Below are 20,415 nucleotides of genomic sequence, written 5' to 3'. Positions count from 1 at the left end.
ATGTTCGGCGAGTCCCGGGTGCGGCGACACCGCTCGCGCCGACCGGTCTCAGCCGCGCGGTGCGAGCAGGATCACGGCGGCGCCGGCGAGGCAGAGGGCGGCCCCGGCGCAATCGAACCGGTCGGGCCGCTGGCCCTCCGCGGCCCACAGCCAGACGAGCGAGGCCGCGATGTAGATCCCGCCATAGGCCGCGAAGGCGCGGCCCGCCGCCTCCGACTCGGTGAGCGCGAGCAGGAACGCGAAGGCGCCCAGTGCCGCCGCCCCCGGCACGAGCCAGAGCGGCGAGGCGCCGAGCCGCCACCAAGCCCAGACCGAGAAGCATCCGGCGATCTCGGCCAAGGCCGCGGCGGCGTAGAGTAGGAGGGTCGGCATCGCAGGCGGCATGGTGGGCTTGTCCCACGCCATGCCGGCCCGGGGAAGCGATCTTATACGCTTTCCGATTGATTGCTTCGCGATGCGGAAAGCGGCTTCGCTCAGGCGCCGCGCTGGCTGGTGATACGAGATCCGCAAGTCATCTTCCGGATCTCGTATCATACCCTCCCGCCTCGGCGTCGAGGCGTCCGTGGCATCGGCGCCGACGCTCGTTCGGGCTTGCCTTGCACCGTCGAACAGCACCGTTCGACGGCACGGCGGCTTCAGGCCCGCCGCTTCATCAACGCCGCCGCCGCGAGGCCGACGCCCGCCATCACGGCGCCGGTGGTGAGCGGGTGGAGTTTCGCCCGCGTGTAGGTGCTGGTGTGGCGCACCATCCCCGGATGGTCGCCGCGGACATGGCCGTCCTGGCCAGGCCGGTGGAGCGCCCCGTGCGGATCCCGTGGCGGCTCGGATCGCAGTTGCTGGCCGGCCATCACGGCGCCCAGCCGGTCGAAGGTGCCGGGGGCGAACTTCTTGAAACCGGTCATCGCCCGGCCGCCGCCGCCGACAATGATGTCGCGCTGCGGATAGATGGCGGCGTGCAGGATGGCGTGGGCGACCTCGTCCGGGTGGTAGACCGGCGGCGGCAGCTTCGGCTCGCGGTCGAGGTAGTTGCGGGCGTGCTGCGGCAGCGGCGTGTCGATCGCCGAGGGCTTGATCAACGTCACCGAGACGGGGGCCCGGTCCTGTTCCAGTTCCGAGCGCAGGGCGTCGGTGAAGCCCCGAATGGCGTGCTTGCTCGCCGAGTACATGCCCTGGAGCGGTATCGCCATATCGGAGGCGATGCTGCCGAGGTTGATGATCGCCCCGCCGTGCCGGCGCAGGTGCGGTGCCGCCACCAGCGAGCCGTAGACCACGCCCCAGAAGTTGGTCTGGAACAGGCGGTCGTGGTCCTCGTCCGAGACCTCCTCCAGGCGGCCGTAGAGCGAGATGCCGGCATCGTTGACCCAGGTGTCGAAGCCGCCGAAGCGCTGCACCGCCTTGTCGGCGATGGCCTGCACGTCCTCGCGCCGGCCGACATCGGCGACGACGTGGGTCGCCTCCCCGCCCGCCGCCTCGATCTCCTCCTGGATGGTCGCCAGCGCCTCGGCGTTGCGCGCGGCGAGGACGACCCGCGCGCCCGCGCGCGCCGCCATCCGGGCGGTGGCGAGCCCGATGCCGCTGGAGCCGCCGGTGATCACGATCACCTGCCGGTCGAGAGGCTTGTGCGCTCGGCTCATGAAATCCTCCGTACAGGGTGGGGGTATCATGGCCACAACGAAGCCGGGCGCGCTTCGTTCATTCGGGTCGGCGCCCGCGGGTCTTAGGGCTCGGATCTCAGGGCTTGAGCGACAGGCTCAGGGCCTCGCGCAGGTCCCCGGCATCGACCAGGCGCCGCCCCCGCCGCTTGAGGTCGCGCAGCTGGGCCGGGCTCGGGAAGCCGCAATAGGGCAGCACCGGGACGCGCCGCCCCTCGGGCAGCGCGCCCGACCGCTCGGCCTCGACCAGGACGCGCTCGAGCAGCGGCCGCCCGGCTTCGTGCAGCAGCACGGCGGCGCGCGAGGCGGTGACGTCGGGTGGCAGCGCCACGGTTTCCTGCGCCAGGATCCCTCCGGCATCGATCTCCGGCGCGAGGCGGTGCACCGTGACGCCGAATTGCGGCGTCTCATCGAGGAGCGCGTGCAGGGTCGGCACCGGGCCGCGGTGGCGCGGCAGCAGCGAGGGGTGGACGTTGAGCCCGCCCCCCGGCGCCGCTGCCAGGGTCGCGGCGTCGAAGATCTGGTCGAAGTGGAACGACAGGATTAGGTCGGCGCGGTGCTGGCGCAGGTGCCCGGTCGTCTCCGGCCCGTTCACGTCGGTGATGGTGGCGTGCGGCAGGCCGAGGCGCCGGCACAGGGTTCGCAGCGGAGTGGCCTCGGGCACGTCGCGGCTGCCCGCCAGCGCCTGGGTCGCGGGAGCGAGCCCGCGGGCAAGGTCGGGCAGCCCGAAATTGACCGCCAGGTAGGGCAGGAAGCCGGGACCGGAGCGTCCGAGATGGCGCCGGACCTGGCCGGTCAGTCCGCCGGTGCTCGGTCGCTCGGGATCGGACAGGCCGACGAAGGCGATCCGCGCGGCGTTGTCGGCGACGAAGCGGCGCACCGCCCGGGCGTTGGGCAGGGCTTCGAGGGTGAACAGGGCGATCCGCAACCGGGCTTTCTCCGCGACGAGATTTTTTTCTCTAGAGCATTTTCCGACCAAGCGGATGTCGGTCCGGCGAAAAAATGCCCGCGGAATCGAGGATCTCATCAGATAGCCCCGGTTCACCATGGGTACACGACACTGACGAAGGTGGATGCCGGCATGCAGGCGTTCCGAGAAGGCTCGCCCCCTTTCCCGGACGACTGCAGCGAAGCGCGAGGAGATCCGGAATCCAGCGGAAAACGTGCCGCGAAGCGGCTCTTCATCTTTCACCGTTGCAGACGCACGGACGCTTCGCGGCTTGTTGCGCTGGATCCCGGATCTCCTTGCGCTTCGCTGCAATCGTCCGGGAAAGGGGTTGGCCGGCCGTGATCCGTCGCATCTCCGCCGCGAGTCGGTCGCACCACGACGGCTATCCGTCGAGAACCCGAAACCAAGCTGCTCGGCGCGGCCCGCCGCGTTTTGCGGTGCGTAATGCGGAATCGGGACGCTGCGCCGCGGCATGCCCGGCTCGCCCAGGGCGCAATTTCGGCGCAAAACCCGCATAGCGGGAAGGATTGAGATTCCGTGTACGCACCCGCCCTCCGAGGGGGCGAGGCGAGGAGTTGTGATGGGCCGACAGCCTCCCGATCGGGTGATCGTGCGCGAGCGGCGCGCCTGGGCCGACGAGTCCGACGCCTGGAAGCAGGACCGCGCGGTCCGCAAGGGCTATCGCATCCGCTGGGGCTACGTCGGCATCGCCTACGTGGTCGAGGCGCTGGTGATCTGCACCTCGCTCGCCGGCGCGTGGTTCTTCGCCGAGACCTATGCCGACCGCAACGACCAGAGCTTCTGGTTCATGCTGATGGCGCCGATCGTCTACGCGGCGATCGAGCTGTGCCGGGTACCGCTCGGCATCCTGATCCGGGTGCAGCGCGACTGGCTGATCAAGGGCCTGGCGATCGTCGGCATCGTGATGGCGGCGGGCGTGACCACCAAGTCGGTGTCGCAGCTCGGCGAGATGATGTTCCATCCCCGCCTCGCAGAGGCCTCGAAGGCCCGCACCCTGCTCAAGGAGGCCGAGGCCGACCGGGGCACGATCGACAACCGCATCGCCCAGGCCGATGCCCGGGTGGCGCAGTACACGGCGGAGGCCGCCGCGCTCGAGAAGCGCAGCGCCGAGGCCTCGTCGCAGCTCGCCGGCCTGCCGGGGCAGCGCTGCGAGCGGCTGTCGGGCACCAACAGCCGCGGCAAGCGCTACAGCTACATGCGCTGCGTCACCGATCCGCGCACCGCCACCATCGCGGGCAGCCTGAAGAGCGCCGGCGACGAGCGCGCGGTGGTGGCCAGGAACCTGGCGGAGGCCCGCGCCGCCCGGGCGCAGCTCGACCGCGCCGCCGCCGACCGCCGGGTGACCGAGGCCGAGGGCGCCTACCGAGACGCGGTGCGCCGCTCGCAACTGCACTCCTTCACCGCCATGGTGTACGGCGCCGATCCGGTCGACGTCACCGACCAGCAGGTCCACGCCTTCCTGCGCATCTTCGTCTTCGCGCCGGCGCTCTGCGCCGCCTTCGCCTCGACGCTGCTCGCGCTCTGCGCCGTGCAGGTGCGCAAGACCTACCGCGACGAGGACGACCTCGACACGGTGATGCAGGCCGAAGGCATGCCGCTCCTCCTCAACCAGATGGCCGAGAGCGCGACCCAGATCCAGGACGCGCAGCGGGCGATGCGCGAGGCCGCGGTGGCGTCCGGCGCCGCCATCCCGCTCGACCAGCGCCGCTCGCCCACCGTTCCCCAGGCCGGCACGCCCCCCGCTCCCCCGGCGCGCGACGACGACCGCATCGAGAGACCGAGACCGTGAGCTACCTCGCACCGGGCACGCCGGAGAACGTCGCGCTCGCCCAGCACGTCAACGGGCGCCTGCGGGCGGAGGCGCGGATCTCCAACGCCCGCGCCTTCCTCTTTCGCGCGATCGGGTTCGGCGCCTTCGTCGGGCTGGCCGGCGCCGGGCTGGGCGCCGCCTTCTACGGCTACGCGACGATGAACGAGGTCGGAAACGCGTCGGACACGCTCGCCAAGGCCCTGACCCAGGCCCTCGAGACAACGACCCTCAAGACGAGCGGCGAGGTCCGGCTCGCCGACAACACCCTCAAGATCGAGGGCGGCCTGCCGGTACCGGCCTCCAAGGGCCTGCCCGACGTGTCCTCGCTCACCGGCAACCAGGGCAAGTCGGAGGCGCCGGCCAATGCCGCGGTGCGCACCAGCTTCACGGTGTTCAAGACCGTTCCGTTCCTCGACGGCACGATCGTGACCGGCTGGAACTTCAAGGGCGACGAGCAGAAGCCCGAGCAGCAATACTGCTACCTGACACGGCCGCAGACCTTCGGCGACGGCACCACCTCGCAGCAGATCACCGTGGCGATGGACGGCAAGGTGCTGCCGCAGCCGGCGAAGTCCGAGATCAACTTCGCCACCATCGCCCGCAGCTGCATCTGGTTCGACCCCTCGAAGCTCTGAAGAGGTGAGGCAGGGCCCGCCCGGGCTCCCCTCACCCGCCCCAGACCTGCCCCGGGCGCAGCGCCAGGAACGCGTCCGCCGGGAACTCCGCCGCCGCGAGGGCCCGGCCCAGCGCCTCGGCGGGCTCGCCCGGGCCCTCGTTGGTCAGGCGGAACGTGCCCCAATGGTGGCCGAGCGCCTGCTCGGCCCCGACCTCGCGGAACACCCGCACCGCCTCCTCGGGGTTCATGTGCTGGGGCTGCATGAACCAGCGCGGCTCGTAGGCGCCGATCGGCAGGGTCGCGAGGCGCGGCGCGCCGAAGCGCTCCCGCACCGGACGGAAGATCGCCCCGTCACCGTAGCCGGTATCGCCGACATGGTAGAGCACGCCCCGCGGCGTGGTGAGCACGAAGGCGCACCAGAGCGCCATGCGCCGGTCGTTCACGCCCCGGGCCGACCAGTGATAGGCCGGCACCAGATGGACCACGATCCCGCCGCCGAGATCGACCGATCCGCCCCAGTCCCGGGCCTCCACCGGGATCGTGGCGTCGTAGCTGCGGATGATCGCGTCGTTGCCGAGGGGGGCCACGAAGGTTGGGGCGTGCTCGGCCCAGAGCCGGGCCAGGACCGGCCCGTCGAGATGGTCGTAGTGGTTGTGGGTGATCAGCACCGCGTCGATCGGCGGGAGCGCCGAGAAGGCGATGCCCGGCGGATTGACGCGCTTGGGGCCGGTGAAGCCCACCGGGCTCGCGCGCCGCGCGTAGACCGGATCGACCAGGATGTTGCGGCCCGCGACCTGGATCAGCAGGCTGGCGTGGCCGATATGCACGACCCGCAATCCCTCGACCCGCTCCGGCGGCGCGTCCTGCGGGAACGGGCTCGGGACCCGGGCCGGCCAGGCCTCCCGCCCACCGCCGAGCTGCCAGCGCGCCACCTCGCCGACGCCCTTGTCCTGCGGCTGTCCCGGCGAGAAGAACCGTACCCCGTCGAAATGATCGCTCGCCGGCCCCTTGTAATAGGGGTTGCGGTTGCGCCGGTGCGCGGCGTAGCCGACGCCGCCGAGCGTCATCACCGTCATGGCGCTGGCGAACTTGAGGAAGCCACGGTTCTTCATGCCTGCGGAGATGCCCGGTCGCGGGCCGAGGTCAAGATGCGCTCCCGCGGACCCTTCGCCGCGCCCGAACCGCATTGCACAAATCCGGCGAACGGTTACATTCATCCCATCAGCAACAACAGGAAGGAGGTGATCCAGTGTCTCATTGTCATCAGCCGCGGTCGTCTGCGCGCCGGACCTGGATCGTCGCCTCCGGCTTCACGGCCTGAGCGCACGACGAGCTATCCGGGATCGGTAATGATCCTGCGGAATTGCTGATGCAATTCTGATCGATCGGTCGGACCGCGGTTCGGCAATGGAAGGGCTGCCCTGGCGACGGGGTGGCCCTTCGCATGTTGGGGCGGGTGGTCGCATGTTCGGTCAGGTGACCGTCCCGGCAAGCGCGGTCACGCTGCACCCTGCCGAGCAGGCAGGCCGTGCGGCGATCCGACGACGCGCATCGGCGCCACGTCGAGGCGGCCTTAGCGCCTCCCCGTGACGACAATGGTTCGATCGGATCGGGAGATCCTTACGCGGTCCGCTCCAGCAGCATCGCCTCCGCTTCCTTGAGCTGCCGCTGCAGGGCGGCGTTCTCGGCTTCGAGCTCGTGGATGCGGGCGAGCAGCGCGGCCATCGACGGCTCCGCGGCGGCCGGCGCCGGGGCGCGGACCGGCTCGTCGGCGAAGGTCACCCCGATGCTGTCGTCCTTGCGCCAGCGCAGGGTCGCCTTGTGGGTGCGGTCCTTGGCGGGGATGAACAGATCGAAGCCGCCTGGCAGCGTCGCGGTCTGGCTCAGCATCAGCCTCGCTCCGGAGCCCGACAGGTCCCGGACCAGGCAATCCATGCTGGAATTGCCGTTGTTGAAGATGATGCGTCCCTTCAGGAACGTCCGCAGGCGGGTCTCCCTGCGCAGCTCGGACATGTCGGACATCACGGCCAGCCCCGTTCGGCCTCGCGGGTTTCGGTTCGCGGCCATGATGCCTCGCGGACCTTTAAGGAATGTTCGCCGCGATCCGCGAGTCCCCGTCCCTGACGGCGCACCCGATCTCAGCCGTGCCCGCCGCCCATGCTCTGGAACAGGTAGAAGCCGTTGAAGCGCACCGCGGTCGCAGCCGCCGCGCCGTCGAAGCCGACCGGCCGAGGCGTGCTGCCGTCGAGCTTGCCGCCGAAGGCCCAGCGCGCCTCGGTGACGAAGGCCGGCACGGCGTAATCCTCCGGCACCGCACAGACCAAGCCGTCGAGGCTCTTCAGGCAGAACAGGTTGTAGCTTCGCATCGGATCGCCTCCGCTCGCAGGTGCTGCCCTCGCAGGTGCTACCATGGCGTCCATCCGGTAAGGCCCGATTGGGCCGAGACTATGTCGCGCCGTCCCGCATGGCGATACCGCAATCTCGACCGTTCCGCCAAGTGCGGTCCGGCACAGAGCCGTGCAATCACGAAAACGTGCGACCCGGGAACCGTGGGACGACACGGGAAACAATGCGAAAAGCAGGGATATGACGGGGGCGTGCGCGGTCTTATCGCTCCATCAACTCGGACAAATTCCAGTTGTGCAGGATCCGGTCGACGGTCGCGACCTCGAGCTGCCGACCGAAGCGCTGCCCGTAGAGAGTCATCATCGCGTCGTGGGTCTCGTCGGACGAGGAGCACACCCCGTCGGCGGCGAGCACGATGCGGTCGCGGCGGTCGAAGGCCCCGAGCACGCTCGCCGGTACGCAGATGTCGGTCTCGCCGCAGGTGATCACCAGGGTCTCGGCCCGGCGCGCCTGCACCGCGCTCTTCAGCCCCGGCTCCATCCGGGGCGTGTTCGAGTCAGTCTCTTCTGCGAAGAGGTTCGGCATGTCGACGCAGACAGGCACGGCCCGCTTATCGAGCGGGCCGTTCGGCAGGGCGTCGGTCTGCGTGGGAATGGTGGCCATCGCGGTCGGGCTCCCGTGAGGGGGCTCCTCACGGCCCCGGGGCCCGACCGGCTCCGATACTCCTATGGGGTTTCTGGTCTAGTCGTGCGGGACGTTGCGCTCCAGCTCGTCGAGCCAGATCCGGGCGTTGCCGTCGGAGGGCGCGCGCCAGTCGCCGCGGGGCGAGAGGGCGCCGCCCGCCGCCACCTTCGGCCCGTTCGGCAGGGCCGAGCGCTTGAACTGGCTGAAGCCGAAGAAGCGGCGCAGGAACACCACGAGCCAGGCCCGGATCTCCGGCAGGGCGTACGCCCCCCGCTTCGCCTCCGGGAAGCCGGGCGGCCAGGGCCCGCGGCCGGCATCCTCCCAGGCCATCAGCGCCAGGAAGGCGATCTTCGAGGGGCGGTAGCCGTAGCGCAGCGTGTAGAACAGCGTGAAGTCCTGCAGCGCGTAGGGGCCGATCTTCGATTCGGTGCTCTGGATCGTCTCGCCCTCCCGCACCGGCACCAGCTCGGGCGAGATCTCGGTGGCCAGGATGGCGTCCAGGGTGGCGCCGACCTCGGCCTCGAACCGGCCCGAGGCGATGACCCAGCGGATGAGGTGCTGGATCAGGGTCTTGGGCACCCCGGCATTGACCGCGTAGTGGGACATCTGGTCCCCGACGCCGTAGGTGCACCAGCCGAGCGCCAGCTCCGACAGGTCGCCGGTGCCGATCACGATGGCGTCGTGCTGGTTGGCGAGCCGAAAGAGGTAATCGGTGCGCAGGCCCGCCTGCACGTTCTCGAAGGTGACGTCGTAGACCTCCTCGCCCCGCCCGAACGGGTGGCCCATGTCGGCGAGCATCTGGCGGGCGGCCGGGCGGATGTCGAGCTCGGCCGCGCGGGTGCCGAGCGCCGCCATCAGCCGGTGGGCGTTGCCCTTGGTCTCGTCCGAGGTCGCGAAGCCCGGCATGGTGTAGGTGAGGATGTCGGTGCGCGGCAGGCCGAGCTCGTCGAAGGCCCGGGCGGCGACGATCAGCGCGTGGGTCGAATCGAGGCCGCCCGAGATGCCGATCACCACCCGCCGGGTGCCGATCGCCCGCAGGCGCTGGACGAGGCCGGCGACCTGGATCGTGTAGCCCTCGTAGCAATCCTGGGCGAGGCGGGCGGGATCGGCCGGCACGAAGGGGAAGCGCTCGACCGTGCGGCGCAGGCCCAGATCCGCCTCCGGCGGCGCCACCCGGAACGGCACCCGGCGGAAGGCCGGCGCGGCGCCCAGGACCTGCCGGGCGTTGTCGTCGAAGCTGCCCATCTGGGCCCGCTCCTGGACCAGCCGGTCGAGGTCGATGTCGGCGCTCGTCACCTGCGGCTCGGCCGGGAAGCGCGGGCCCTCGGCGATCGCCTCGCCGTCCTCGTAGATCGCGGTCTGCCCGTCCCAGGACAAATCGGTGGTCGATTCGCCCGGGCCCGCCGCGGCGTAGATGTAGGCGGCAAGGCAGCGCGAGGAGGCCGAGCGGCAGAGCAGCGCCCGGTTGTCGGCCCGCCCGATGGTGATCGGGCTGCCCGAGAGGTTGGCCAGTACCGTGGCGCCACCGAGCGCGGCCAGCGCCGAGGGCGGCACCGGGATCCACATGTCCTCGCAGACCTCGACCCCGAGGACGAGGCCCGGCAGGTCCTCGGCCGGAAACAGCAGGTCGGTGCCGAACGGCGCCTCCAGGGCGCCGACGCGGATCGTCTCGCCGGTCACCCCGGCGCCGGAGGCGAAGTGGCGCTTCTCGTAGAATTCGCGGTAGTTCGGCAGGTAGCTCTTCGGCACCACCCCGAGCAACCGGCCGCGATGGATCACCGCGGCCGCGTTGTAGATCCGGTTGCGATGGCGCAGGGGGGCGCCGACGACGAGGACCGGCATCAGCGCGCGGCTCGCCGCGACCAGGCCGGCGAGCGCCGCCTCGACCCGTTCGCGCAGCGTCTCCTGCAGCAGCAGGTCCTCGAGCGCGTAGCCCGACAGGCACAGCTCGGGAAACACCGCCACCGCCGTGCCGTCCGCGTCGCAGCGCTGCGCCAGCCGCAGGATCTCGGCCGCGTTGGCGTCCGGGTCGGCGATGTGGGTGCGGCCGACGCAGGCCGCGACCCGGGCGAAACCGTGCCGGTAGAGGGATCGGAACATCGTGCGGGCAGCCCCTTCTCGCCGGAAATGCGCCCGTTCCTTAACGCGCCGGCCCGCGGCCCGGTACCCGGGGTCCCGTGCCTAATCCGGCGTTAACGATGCCGTGGCTAACTGGGCCCATGCGATGCGGCCGCGGGCCGCCCACACTCAAATCGGCATCATGAGACAATCGGGACGGCCACCCTTCTCCGACTCCTCGCCGCGTGCGCCCCAGCGGGTGCGCGACCATCTGCGCCCGTCCGAGCACCGGGGACGCCCCCTCGGCGTCCTGGCGCAGACCGTGATGAACCTGCGGGCGATCCTCGCCCGCCGTTTCGCGCCGCCGGCCCCGCCGGCCCAGCGCGACTACACCCTGAGCCGCCGCGCCACCCCGAGCTGGATGGCCGACGCGCTGGTGCGGCCGACGCCGCCCGAGCCCGGCCCGGTTCCGGCCGCCCCGCCCGAGCCCTGGACCCAGAGCCCGTTCGCCCCGCCGGCCCATCCCGCGCCCCGGCCGGCGCGGGCGGCGGCGTCCTTCGCGCCGCAAATCGAAGCTTTTTCGCCCGAATCTTTTTCGCAAGAGGCTTTTTCTCCCGAGCCCTGGGTCCCGACGCCCGCCCCCGTCCCGACCGAGGCGCCGCGACCCGTCGCGCCCCGTCCGGTGCAGGTCCGCGAGCGGGAGGCCCACGGCTACGGCCCCGCGGCGTCTCCCGGGGCGCCGGCCCGGTCCACCGCTCCGCCGCGGGCCGCCGATGCCTTCGTGCCGCCGGCCGCGCCCGCGCCGGTCGAGTCCTTCCTTCCCGACGAGCCGGAGGGCCTGGCACCCCCGGCCGTGATGGTCGCGCCCGAGCCGGCGGCCCCGCGCCGCGCCTCGACCTGGGCGCCCGATCCGGCCCTCGTTCCCGAAGGCGGGTGGGCCATGCCGATCCCGCCCGCCGGCCCGGCCCGGGCCGTGCTGACCCGCGCCCGCCGCCGGGACGCCGAGCCGGACGCGCCCTGCGAGCCCGAGGCGCGGGCGCGGGCGGTGCCGGAGCGTGCACCCGAGGCCGGCGTGCGCTTCACCCGCACGCCCGACCACGTACTCCAGATGCGCCAGCGCCGGCGCGAGCAGGCCGTTCGCGAGAGGGAGGAGGCCCAGCGCGCCGCGGAGGCCGAGGCCGAAGCCCGCGCCGCCGCCGAGCTCGCGGCCGCCCAGGCGGCGCAAGCCGAGGCGGAGGCCGCCCGGATCGAGGCGGAAGCCGCCGCGGCCGCCGCGGCGGTCCCGATCTGGCGCCAGCCCTTCGTGCTGCCGCCGGGCGTGCGCTTCACCCGTACCCCGGACCACCTGCTACGCCATCCCGCCGAGGAGGTCGCCCCGGTCGAGTCCGCTCCGACCGAGCCCGCGCCGCAGGCCGCGGTCGGCGACACGGAGTCCGAGTCCGTGCCGGCGGCCGAGCCGATCGCCGCCGCGACGGTGGAGCCCTTCGCGGACCTCGTCACCCCGGAGACGTCAGCCGGGGCCTCTCCGGTCGCGGACCCCTCCGGCGTCGCGCCGGTGGCCGCCTGCTTCGTCGCCGCGCCGATCTCGGTCGAGCCGGTGCGGTTCGAATGCGCGCAGGTCGAAACGGCGGCCGTCCGGCCCGTCGTCTTCGGTCCCGCACCCCTGTTCGGTCCCGCCACCCTGTTCGCTCCCTTGCCCGAACCGGCGCCCGGGAGCGTCGCGGCGATGCCCGAAGCGCTGCCGCCGGTGCCCGACCTTGCCGTCGAGGCGGCGGACGCCGCAGCCGCGCCGGCCGTGACGTTCGACGTGCCCGACGCCGCCATCCTGGTGCCGGTCGACGTCTCGCATCTGCGCTCCCTGCCGCCGCGCCCGGTCTACGCCCTCGACCGCCTGCTGCAGCACGACTGGACCCACCCGCTCTCGACAGCCGAAGAGCAGGACAACCGTCCGCTGCAGGAGCCGGAGCCCGAGCCGGTCGAGGCCGTCGTGCCGGAGACGGCGGTGTCCGCGCCCATCGCCGACTGGGTGGCCGAGGTCGCCGCGTCCGCGATGCCCGCCCCCTCGACGGAGCCGTATTCCGTGCCGGCGCAGGACGTCGCCCGGGTCGAGGCTGTCGCCCAGGTCGAGGGTGTCGCCGAGGTCCGGGATATCGCCGAGGTCGAGGAGTCCGCCCCGATCCATGCCGGCCCGGCCGTCGAGGCCGTCGAGGCTCACGGGACGTTCCCGCCTGCCACGATCCTGCTGCCGGCGCCCGCGCCGATGCTGGCGCTCACCTATGCGCCGCTGGCGGACGCGATCCTCCTGCCTGCACCCGCGGAGCCCGAATTCGTCGCGCCGGCCCTGCCCGCCCCCGCGGTCGAGGTCGCGCCGGTCGTCGCCGACGAGCCCTCCGAGCCGGTCGTCGGCGGGTTCGCGGCGATCGACTCCGCGGTGCCTGCCTTCACGCCGGCGTCCCTGACCGCGACGGGCTTTGCCGCCACGTCCTTCTCCTTCGCGCCGGTGCCGTGGTCGTTCATCGCCGCGGATGCCCAGCCGCTGGGATCGGCGATCCCGTCCGAGCCGCTGCCGGTCGCCTCCACTCCCGCGGAGCCCGCCCCGGCCGCGGCGCCCCAGGTGGTCCAGCCCTTCGTGTACGTGCCGACCGGCCGCCAGAACGCGCAACCGCCGGCCCCGACGCTGCCCTCCCCGCCGCGCCCGCCGCGCATCATCCTGCCTGTTGCCGTGCAACAGGAGCCTGTTGCCGTGCAACAGGAGCCTGTCGCGGCGCAATCGGAGCCTGCCGCTCCGCAACCCGAGCCGGGCCTCGCGCAGCCGGAGACGCTTGCGGCGCCCGCCATGCCGACGGCCGCGGGCTTCGCGCCGCAGCCGGCGTCCTCCGACGTCATCGCCATCGACCCGTCCGCCGAGCGGTACTCCGCCGCGGCACCCGCGTGGTCGCCCGCCCCGTCCGAGCCGCAGGGCCTCGTGATCGGCACGACCGGGCTCGCCGTCGATCTCGGCCTCGATGCCGACGACGACGGGGAGGACGAGGACGACATCCTGGCGCCGGTCGCCACCATCCCGCTGCGCCAGGCCGCGCGTTTCGAGGTTCCCTACGAGCTGCCCTCGGTCGACCTCCTGGCCGAGCCGCGGGAATCGGACGGCAGCAACCTCGATCCCGAGATGCTGGAGGACAACGCCCTCCAGCTGCAGCAGGTGATCCAGGATTTCGGCGTGCGCGGGGAAATTCTCGCCGTGCGGCCGGGCCCGGTCGTCACGCTCTACGAGATGGAGCCGGCGCCCGGCACCAAGTCGAGCCGCGTCATCTCGCTCGCCGACGACATCGCCCGCTCGATGTCGGCGATCTCGGCCCGCGTCGCGGTCGTGCAGGGCCGCAACGCCATCGGCATCGAGTTGCCGAACCTCAAGCGCGAGACCGTGTACCTGCGCGAGCTCCTGACCTCGCCGGTCTTCACCGAGACCAAGCAGAAGCTCGCGCTCTGCCTCGGCAAGAATATCGGCGGCGAGGCTATCATCGCCGACCTCGCCCGCATGCCCCACCTGCTGGTCGCCGGCACCACCGGTTCGGGCAAGTCGGTCGCCATCAACACCATGATCCTGTCGCTGCTCTACCGGCTGAAGCCGGAGGAGTGCCGCCTGATCATGGTGGATCCGAAGATGCTGGAGCTGTCGGTCTACGACGGCATCCCGCACCTGCTCTCCCCGGTCGTCACCGACCCCAAGAAGGCGGTCATCGCCCTCAAATGGGCGGTGCGGGAGATGGAGGAGCGCTACAAGAAGATGGCGCGCCTCGGCGTTCGCAACATCGACGGCTTCAACGCCCGGGTGGCGGAGGCCCGCGCGCGGGGCGAGGTGATCACCCGCACGGTCCAGACCGGCTTCGACCGCGAGACCGGCGAGGCGGTCTACGAGGACGAGGTCATGGACCTCTCCGCCCTGCCCTACATCGTGATCGTGGTCGACGAGATGGCCGACCTGATGATGGTGGCGGGCAAGGACATCGAGGGGGCAATCCAGCGTCTTGCCCAGATGGCGCGGGCCGCCGGCCTGCACCTGATCATGGCGACGCAGCGCCCGTCGGTGGACGTGATCACCGGCACGATCAAGGCGAACTTCCCGACCCGGATCTCCTTCCAGGTGACGAGCAAGATCGACTCGCGCACGATCCTGGGCGAGATGGGCGCCGAGCAGCTTCTGGGCCAGGGCGACATGCTGTTCATGGCGGGCGGCGGGCGCACGACGCGCGTGCACGGCCCGTTCTGCTCGGACGACGAGGTCGAGCAGGTGGTGGCGCACCTGAAGCGCCAGGGTCGTCCCTCGTACCTCGAGGCGGTCACCGCCGACGAGGAGGCCGAGGAGGCCGCGGCCGCCGCCGCGCAGGACACCCCGGTCATGGACCAGGGCAGCTTCGGCGATCCCACCGCCGACCTTTACGACCAGGCGGTGGCGGTGGTCCTGCGCGATAAGAAGGCGTCGACGAGCTACATCCAGCGCCGTCTTCAGATCGGCTACAATCGCGCCGCCTCGCTGATGGAGCGGATGGAGCGCGAGGGCATCGTCGGCCCCGCCAACCATGCCGGCAAGCGCGAGATCCTGATCGAGCCCGCCCCGCAGCCCGGATCGGACGAGGCGTGAGCGGCCCCGCCGTCGCATATTCGCCACAGGGGGCGGCTCTATGGCGAGACCGTCCCCTCGTGGCACATCCGCTTCCCGGGTGGGCGGGGCACCGGCATCCCCGTGCCGGCCTGCTCCGGTCCCTCCCCGTCCGCCCACACGGAGAATCCTGCCGATGACCGGCCGTCCCCGCTCCGGCCCGCTTCGCGCGGCGTCCCTCGGCGCCGCCCTCTCGGTCGCCGCCCTGCTGAGCGTGGCCCCCGCCGAGGCGCAGGTGTCGTCGTTCCTCGACGGCCTGTTCGGCCGCAAGGACCCGGCCGCCGAGGCGCCGCAGCCGGACGCCGCGCCGGGCCAGGCCCCGACGGCCGGCCAAGGAAGCGGCCAAGCAAGCGGTCAAGCAAGCGGTCAGGCGTCCGGCTCCTCCGCCAGGGCGCCGCTGCCGCCGCGCCGGCCGGCCTCGCTCGGCGGCGGCAAGGGCGCCGCGCCCGAGCCGGTCGAGACCGCCGCGGTGCCGGCCGCCGCGCCGGCGCAGGTCGCCGCCGTCACCCCGGCCACCGCCGTCGATCCCGGTAACCCGGCCGCGGTGATCGAGCGTGCCAACGCCTACTTCAACGGCGTCACGACGCTGACCGGCAACTTCGTCCAGATCGGCGCCGACGGGCGCAAGATCGGCGGCAAGCTCACCCTCGCCAAGCCCGGCCGCCTGCGCTTCGACTACGACCAGCCCTCGACGCTGGAGGTGATCGCCGACGGGACCTCTGTGGCGGTGCGCGACCGCAAGCTCGCGACCCAGGACCTCTACTTCATCTCGCAGACGCCGCTGAAATTCCTGCTGCGCGACAAGATCGACCTCGCCCGCGACCTGACCGTCACCGACGTCTCGGCCGAGCCCGGCGGCATCCGCATCGTGCTCGACGACCGCTCGACGCTCGGCGGCACGTCGCGCATCGCGCTCTACTTCGACGACGCGATGAAGACCTTGAGCCAGTGGCGGATCACCGACCCGCAGGGCTACCAGACCACCGTGCTGCTCTCCAACCTCCAGCGCGGCCGCGCCGTCGACGGCATGCTGTTCGTCATCAATTACGGACGGGCGGTCGACAAAGAGCTCGAGGCCAAGATGCAGCAGGCCCGCCCGAACTGATTTTTTGCGAGTACCCGACCGTTGCGCCTCACCGTCAGTACCTGGAACATCAACTCGGTCCGCTTGCGCATCGACCTCGTGCGCCGCTTCCTCGACGAGGCGAAGCCCGACGTGCTCTGCCTGCAGGAGACCAAGTGCCCGGACGACCGCTTCCCGCTCAAGGAGCTGCAGGGCTTCGGCTACCCGCACGTCGTCTTCGCCGGGCAGAAGGGCTATAACGGCGTCGCGATCCTCTCGCGCCTGCCGCTCGTCACCCGCGAGGTGATGAGCTTCTGCGAGCGCCAGGACGCCCGCCACATCTCGGCGGTGCTCGGGCCCGAGGCGGGCCCTGCGGCCGGCATCGCGATCCACGACTTCTACGTCCCGGCCGGCGGCGACGTGCCGGACGTGAAGCTCAACGACAAGTTCGCCCACAAGCTCGCCTTCATGGACGAGCTGCGCGCCTGGGGCGGCCGGCGCCCCGCCGGGCCGGCGATCCTCGTCGGCGACCTCAACGTGGCGCCGCTCGAGCACGACGTCTGGTCGCACAAGCAGCTCCTCGACGTGGTCAGCCACACCCCGATCGAGACCGAGCGCCTGGAATCCTTAAGGGGCGAGGCCGGCTGGATCGACACGATGCGCCACCTGCGCCCGCCGCCGGAGAAGATCTATACCTGGTGGAGCTACCGCTCCCCCGACTGGGCCGCCGCCGACAAGGGCCGGCGCCTCGACCACATCTGGGTCACGCCCGACCTCGCCGAGACAGTGAAGTCGGTGACGGTGGCGCGGCATGCGCGGGCCTGGGAGAAGCCGTCGGACCATGTGCCGGTGACAGTGGAAATGGAGCTGTAGAGGCTCGACGGGAGCCCGGCTTCGAACCGCTATCGTCAGGAGCGGAAGAGTGAGGCCGCCAGATGCAACGCGCCGCTGGCGGCCTCGCGCGGTCCGCCCTACCGGTCCGCCTTCTCGCCGCGGGCCTCCCGGGCGACGAACCCCTTGGTCACCGGTACGATCTGGGCAAACACCGCCTCGGCCATCCGCTCCTCCTCCTTGAGCGAGAGGCGCAGGATCTCGATGTCCCGGCCGTGCCCCGCCTCCTCGGCGAGCGCGATCAGCGAGGTGTAGGCGGCGATCTCGTAGGTCTCGACCGAGTAGTCGGTATAGAGGTTCTTGAGCACCTCATCGCCGGTCACGCTGTGGACCAAGGCCGCGACGTTGCCGACGGTCTGGGTCACCACGTCCTTCAGGAGCGAGCGGTCCTCGCCGTGGCCGTGAAGCAGGTCGGCGAGGCGGGTGACCTGCTGGTCGGTCTCGCTCTTGTGCAGCCGCAGCGCCTGGGTCAGGTCGGGATAGGTCTCGTAGCGCTCGATCTGGCGCTGGATCATCTGAGCCGCCTGCTTCTCCAGGGCGTGGGTGTTGCGCAGGGCCGTGACGTAGATCGCCTGCACGGTCTCGGCAGCAGTGTGGGCCGCGGTCGGGGTCATCGCGCATCCTTTCGGGGCGTTGGGAGTGGCGGGCAAACTGCTTGGGGGTATTCGGGTTCGAGCTCGGCCGTTCCCACACCCCCGGATGAGGGCGTGACGAAACCGCGCGTGGGGAGTGGACCGCCACGGAACCCGGGGGAGTGGCAAGGACCGGCGGATCGTGTATAGGCTCCACCACCCTCGCCCGCACACGGCGAGGTTTTTCGCCTTGGCAGACCGCGCTGGACGACATCCCGGCCCGGCCGAGCCCCGTGCGAAAGGCGGCCTCCTCGCGGAGCCCGCGCACCTCGTGAACCCGTAACACCGAAAGGACACGCGATGTCGATCACGGCGGAGCGCAAGACCGCGCTCATCAAGGAACACGCCCGCGGCGGGACCGACACCGGCTCGCCGGAAGTGCAGGTCGCGATCCTCACCGAGCGGATCCAGAACCTCACCGGGCACTTCAAGACCCACACCAAGGACAACCACTCGCGCCGCGGCCTGCTCAAGCTGGTCTCGCAGCGCCGGTCGCTCCTCGACTACCTGAAGCGCAAGGACGAGGCCCGCTACCGCGCCCTCATCGAGCGCCTCGGCATCCGCCGCTAAGGTGGACCTCACGCGGTTCGGGCACCGGTCCGGGCCGCGTTTTCGCGAGGAGGCCGAACTTCTCCGTAGGAGGGGTTTCCTCGTCCCGGGTGGGCCGGAATGGGTCCGGCCGCCCTTATTCCGGGACCCGCACGTCAAGACGCGGGCCGCGACCGCCAGGGCAGGATCGCCGGTGGCTCATCGGATGAGCCCCTCGCCGTCTTGCGCTGGCGCCGCCCTCCCGGACCGCAGGAAGGCATGACAAGATGTTCGACGTTCAACGCGAAGAGCTGCTGTGGGGCGGGCGCAAGCTCGTGCTCGAGACCGGCAAGGTCGCCCGCCAGGCCGACGGCGCCGTGATCGCCACCTACGGCGAGACCTCGGTGCTCGCCACCGTGGTGTCGATGAAGGAGCCGAAGCCCGGCATCGACTTCCTGCCGCTCACGGTGAACTACCAGGAGCGCACCTACGCCGCCGGCCGCATCCCGGGCGGCTACTTCAAGCGCGAGGGCCGTCCCTCCGAGAAGGAGACCCTGGTCTCCCGCCTGATCGACCGGCCGATCCGCCCCCTCTTCGTCGAGGGCTGGCGCAACGACACCCAGGTCGTCGTCACGGTGCTCTCGCACGACCTCGAGACCGATCCCGACATCCTCGCCATGGTGGCGGCCTCCGCGGCCCTGACGCTGTCGGGCGTGCCGTTCATGGGCCCGATCGGCGCGGCGCGCGTCGGCTATGTCGGCGGCCAGTACAAGCTCAACCCGCCCATCCAGGAGATGGAGGGCTCGACCCTCGACCTCGTCGTCGCCGGCACCCAGGACGCCGTGCTGATGGTCGAGTCCGAGGCGAAGGAGCTGCCCGAGGACGTGATGCTCGGGGCCGTGATGTTCGGCCACAAGCATTTCCAGCCGGTCATCGAGGCGATCGTCCGCCTGGCCGAGAAGGCCGCCAAGGAGCCGCGCAACTTCCAGCCCGCGGACAATTCCGAGGTCGAGAAGGCCGTGCTCGAGGTCTGCGAGACCGACCTGCGCGAGGCCTACAAGAAGACCGTCAAGCAGGAGCGCTACGCCGCCGTCGACGCCGTGAAGGCGAAGGTGATGGCCGCGCTGGCGCCGGCCGAGGGCGAGGCCCGCTTCGAGGCCGAGAAGATCAAGGCCGCCTTCAAGGAGGCCCAGTCGAAGGTGGTCCGCTGGAACATCCTCGACACCGGCTCGCGCATCGACGGCCGCGACGTGAAGACCGTGCGTCCGATCGTCTCCGAGGTCGGCGTGCTGCCCCGCACCCACGGCTCGGCGCTGTTCACCCGCGGCGAGACCCAGGCGCTGGTCGTGGCGACGCTGGGCACCGGCGACGACGAGCAGTTCATCGACGCGCTCTCGGGCACCTACAAGGAGACGTTCCTCCTTCACTACAACTTCCCGCCCTATTCGGTGGGCGAGACCGGCCGCATGGGCTCGCCGGGCCGCCGCGAGATCGGCCACGGCAAGCTCGCCTGGCGCGCCGTGCACCCGGTCCTGCCGGCCGCCCACGAGTTCCCCTACACGATCCGCGTCGTGTCGGAGATCACCGAGTCGAACGGCTCGTCCTCGATGGCCTCGGTCTGCGGCGCCTCGCTGTCGCTGATGGATGCCGGCGTGCCCCTGCGCCGTCCGGTGGCCGGCATCGCCATGGGCCTCATCCTCGAGGGTGAGCGCTACGCGGTGCTGTCCGACATCCTGGGCGACGAGGATCACCTCGGCGACATGGACTTCAAGGTGGCCGGCACGGAGGAGGGCATCACCTCGCTCCAGATGGACATCAAGATCGCCGGCATCACCGAGGAGATCATGCGGGTGGCCCTGGCCCAGGCCAAGGACGGTCGCAGCACCATCCTCGACGCGATGGCGACGGCGCTCACCGCCGCCCGTCCCGAGCTCGGCGAGCACGCGCCGCGCATCGAGACGATGCAGATCCCGACCGACAAGATCCGCGAAGTGATCGGCACCGGCGGCAAGGTGATCCGCGAGATCGTCGAGAAGACCGGCGCCAAGATCGACATCCAGGACACCGGCATCATCAAGATCGCCTCGGCCGACGGCAAGGCGATCAAGGCGGCCTACAACTGGATCCGCTCGATCGTGGCCGAGGCCGAGGTCGGCATGATCTACGAGGGCACCGTCGTGAAGACGATGGAGTTCGGCGCCTTCGTCAACTTCTTCGGCGCCAAGGACGGCCTCGTCCACATCTCCGAGCTCGCCGCCCAGCGCGTCGCCAAGGTCACCGACGTGGTGAAGGAGGGCGACAAGGTGAAGGTGAAGTTCTTGGGTCAAGACGATCGCGGCAAGATCCGCCTGTCGATGAAGGTCGTCGACCAGGAGACCGGCGAGGACCTCACCGAGAAGCTGAAGGCCCAGCGCGACGGCGACCGCTCGCGCGAGCGTCAGCCGCGCGGCGAGTGATCGCCTGACGATCGGCGGGGCCCTCGCGGGTCCCGCCGTCACTTCAGGAAAGCGC

General features: G+C 71.3%; 16 protein-coding genes. 7 read left to right on the top strand and 9 right to left on the bottom strand.

The features are described from left to right. Nucleotides 1–48: 48 nt before the first annotated feature. The 3 genes from BMX97_RS22665 to BMX97_RS22655 form a co-directional block, all read right to left on the bottom strand. Nucleotides 49–372, bottom strand: a complete 324-nt coding sequence (locus BMX97_RS22665) for a YnfA family protein (RefSeq protein ID WP_091753527.1) — start codon at nucleotides 370–372, stop codon at nucleotides 49–51. Nucleotides 373–635: 263 nt separating this feature from the next. Beyond that, a complete protein-coding gene (locus BMX97_RS22660) occupies nucleotides 636–1,634 on the bottom strand; it encodes an SDR family oxidoreductase (protein WP_091753508.1) in 999 nt (332 codons plus the stop codon). 97 nt (nucleotides 1,635–1,731) lie between these two features. After that, nucleotides 1,732–2,580 carry a formyl transferase gene (locus BMX97_RS22655; protein WP_091753507.1) on the bottom strand — a complete coding sequence of 283 codons (849 nt, stop codon included), beginning with the start codon at nucleotides 2,578–2,580 and terminating at the stop codon, nucleotides 1,732–1,734. A 598-nt stretch (nucleotides 2,581–3,178) separates the two neighbouring features. Between BMX97_RS22655 and BMX97_RS22650 the strand changes: the two genes are divergently transcribed. Together BMX97_RS22650 and BMX97_RS22645 are read left to right on the top strand one after the other, a co-directional pair. Then, nucleotides 3,179–4,411 (top strand): ATPase, encoded by a 1,233-nt coding sequence (locus BMX97_RS22650; RefSeq protein ID WP_091753506.1) that lies wholly within the window; start codon nucleotides 3,179–3,181, stop codon nucleotides 4,409–4,411. Then, on the top strand, nucleotides 4,408–5,067 hold the full coding sequence (locus BMX97_RS22645) for a hypothetical protein (RefSeq protein ID WP_091753505.1): 660 nt from the start codon (nucleotides 4,408–4,410) through the stop codon (nucleotides 5,065–5,067). The genes BMX97_RS22650 and BMX97_RS22645 overlap by 4 nt, the downstream gene beginning before the upstream one ends. A 31-nt stretch (nucleotides 5,068–5,098) precedes the next feature. On the opposite strand, the gene BMX97_RS22640 is transcribed toward BMX97_RS22645, so the two are convergent. The 5 genes from BMX97_RS22640 to BMX97_RS22620 form a co-directional block, all read right to left on the bottom strand. Next, on the bottom strand, nucleotides 5,099–6,160 hold the full coding sequence (locus BMX97_RS22640) for an MBL fold metallo-hydrolase (RefSeq protein WP_091753504.1): 1,062 nt from the start codon (nucleotides 6,158–6,160) through the stop codon (nucleotides 5,099–5,101). A 508-nt stretch (nucleotides 6,161–6,668) separates the two neighbouring features. Next, nucleotides 6,669–7,061 carry a PilZ domain-containing protein gene (locus BMX97_RS22635; RefSeq protein WP_091753526.1) on the bottom strand — a complete coding sequence of 131 codons (393 nt, stop codon included), beginning with the start codon at nucleotides 7,059–7,061 and terminating at the stop codon, nucleotides 6,669–6,671. A gap of 125 nt (nucleotides 7,062–7,186) precedes the next feature. Next, the gene (locus BMX97_RS22630; protein ID WP_048431149.1) at nucleotides 7,187–7,414 is read right to left on the bottom strand and encodes a hypothetical protein; all 228 of its coding nucleotides are present in this window, start codon (nucleotides 7,412–7,414) and stop codon (nucleotides 7,187–7,189) included. Nucleotides 7,415–7,655: 241 nt separating this feature from the next. Then, nucleotides 7,656–8,057, bottom strand: coding sequence for a cysteine hydrolase family protein (locus BMX97_RS22625; protein ID WP_091753503.1), 402 nt, complete (start codon nucleotides 8,055–8,057; stop codon nucleotides 7,656–7,658). A 78-nt stretch (nucleotides 8,058–8,135) separates the two neighbouring features. After that, nucleotides 8,136–10,178 carry an NAD(+) synthase gene (locus tag BMX97_RS22620; RefSeq protein ID WP_091753502.1) on the bottom strand — a complete coding sequence of 681 codons (2,043 nt, stop codon included), beginning with the start codon at nucleotides 10,176–10,178 and terminating at the stop codon, nucleotides 8,136–8,138. A 1,261-nt stretch (nucleotides 10,179–11,439) separates the two neighbouring features. Between BMX97_RS22620 and BMX97_RS33880 the strand changes: the two genes are divergently transcribed. The 3 genes from BMX97_RS33880 (at nucleotide 11,440) to xth (ending at nucleotide 16,726) form a co-directional block, all read left to right on the top strand. After that, nucleotides 11,440–14,772 (top strand): DNA translocase FtsK, encoded by a 3,333-nt coding sequence (locus tag BMX97_RS33880; RefSeq protein WP_244538596.1) that lies wholly within the window; start codon nucleotides 11,440–11,442, stop codon nucleotides 14,770–14,772. A 154-nt stretch (nucleotides 14,773–14,926) separates the two neighbouring features. After that, nucleotides 14,927–15,895 carry an outer-membrane lipoprotein carrier protein LolA gene (locus BMX97_RS22610; RefSeq protein WP_091753501.1) on the top strand — a complete coding sequence of 323 codons (969 nt, stop codon included), beginning with the start codon at nucleotides 14,927–14,929 and terminating at the stop codon, nucleotides 15,893–15,895. Nucleotides 15,896–15,916: 21 nt separating this feature from the next. Continuing rightward, the gene (xth, locus tag BMX97_RS22605; RefSeq protein ID WP_091753500.1) at nucleotides 15,917–16,726 is read left to right on the top strand and encodes an exodeoxyribonuclease III; all 810 of its coding nucleotides are present in this window, start codon (nucleotides 15,917–15,919) and stop codon (nucleotides 16,724–16,726) included. 98 nt (nucleotides 16,727–16,824) lie between these two features. Here xth and BMX97_RS22600 read toward each other — a convergent pair whose 3' ends face one another. Next, complete coding sequence (locus BMX97_RS22600) at nucleotides 16,825–17,358, bottom strand: YciE/YciF ferroxidase family protein (protein ID WP_091753499.1); 534 nt, start codon at nucleotides 17,356–17,358, stop codon at nucleotides 16,825–16,827. A 318-nt stretch (nucleotides 17,359–17,676) separates the two neighbouring features. Between BMX97_RS22600 and rpsO the strand changes: the two genes are divergently transcribed. Beyond that, on the top strand, nucleotides 17,677–17,946 hold the full coding sequence (gene rpsO, locus BMX97_RS22595; RefSeq protein ID WP_048427462.1) for a 30S ribosomal protein S15: 270 nt from the start codon (nucleotides 17,677–17,679) through the stop codon (nucleotides 17,944–17,946). Nucleotides 17,947–18,191: 245 nt separating this feature from the next. Next, nucleotides 18,192–20,360 (top strand): polyribonucleotide nucleotidyltransferase, encoded by a 2,169-nt coding sequence (gene pnp, locus BMX97_RS22590; protein WP_091753498.1) that lies wholly within the window; start codon nucleotides 18,192–18,194, stop codon nucleotides 20,358–20,360. Nucleotides 20,361–20,415: the final 55 nt, after the last annotated feature.

This window comes from Methylobacterium sp. ap11, from assembly GCF_900110515.1.
Taxonomy (GTDB): domain Bacteria; phylum Pseudomonadota; class Alphaproteobacteria; order Rhizobiales; family Beijerinckiaceae; genus Methylobacterium; species Methylobacterium ajmalii.
The sequence above is the reverse complement of the archived record's forward strand: the minus strand, read 5'-3'. Positions and strand labels throughout refer to the sequence as shown.

Coding starts and splice junctions, on each gene's coding strand:
- BMX97_RS22665 (WP_091753527.1), bottom strand. CDS start 372: ATGCCGACCCTCCTACTCTACGCCGCCGCGGCCTTGGCCGAGATCGCC.
- BMX97_RS22660 (WP_091753508.1), bottom strand. CDS start 1,634: ATGAGCCGAGCGCACAAGCCTCTCGACCGGCAGGTGATCGTGATCACC.
- BMX97_RS22640 (WP_091753504.1), bottom strand. CDS start 6,160: ATGAAGAACCGTGGCTTCCTCAAGTTCGCCAGCGCCATGACGGTGATG.
- BMX97_RS22635 (WP_091753526.1), bottom strand. CDS start 7,061: ATGTCCGAGCTGCGCAGGGAGACCCGCCTGCGGACGTTCCTGAAGGGA.
- BMX97_RS22630 (WP_048431149.1), bottom strand. CDS start 7,414: ATGCGAAGCTACAACCTGTTCTGCCTGAAGAGCCTCGACGGCTTGGTC.
- BMX97_RS22625 (WP_091753503.1), bottom strand. CDS start 8,057: ATGGCCACCATTCCCACGCAGACCGACGCCCTGCCGAACGGCCCGCTC.
- BMX97_RS22620 (WP_091753502.1), bottom strand. CDS start 10,178: ATGTTCCGATCCCTCTACCGGCACGGTTTCGCCCGGGTCGCGGCCTGC.
- BMX97_RS22610 (WP_091753501.1), top strand. CDS start 14,927: ATGACCGGCCGTCCCCGCTCCGGCCCGCTTCGCGCGGCGTCCCTCGGC.
- BMX97_RS22600 (WP_091753499.1), bottom strand. CDS start 17,358: ATGACCCCGACCGCGGCCCACACTGCTGCCGAGACCGTGCAGGCGATC.
- rpsO (WP_048427462.1), top strand. CDS start 17,677: ATGTCGATCACGGCGGAGCGCAAGACCGCGCTCATCAAGGAACACGCC.
- pnp (WP_091753498.1), top strand. CDS start 18,192: ATGTTCGACGTTCAACGCGAAGAGCTGCTGTGGGGCGGGCGCAAGCTC.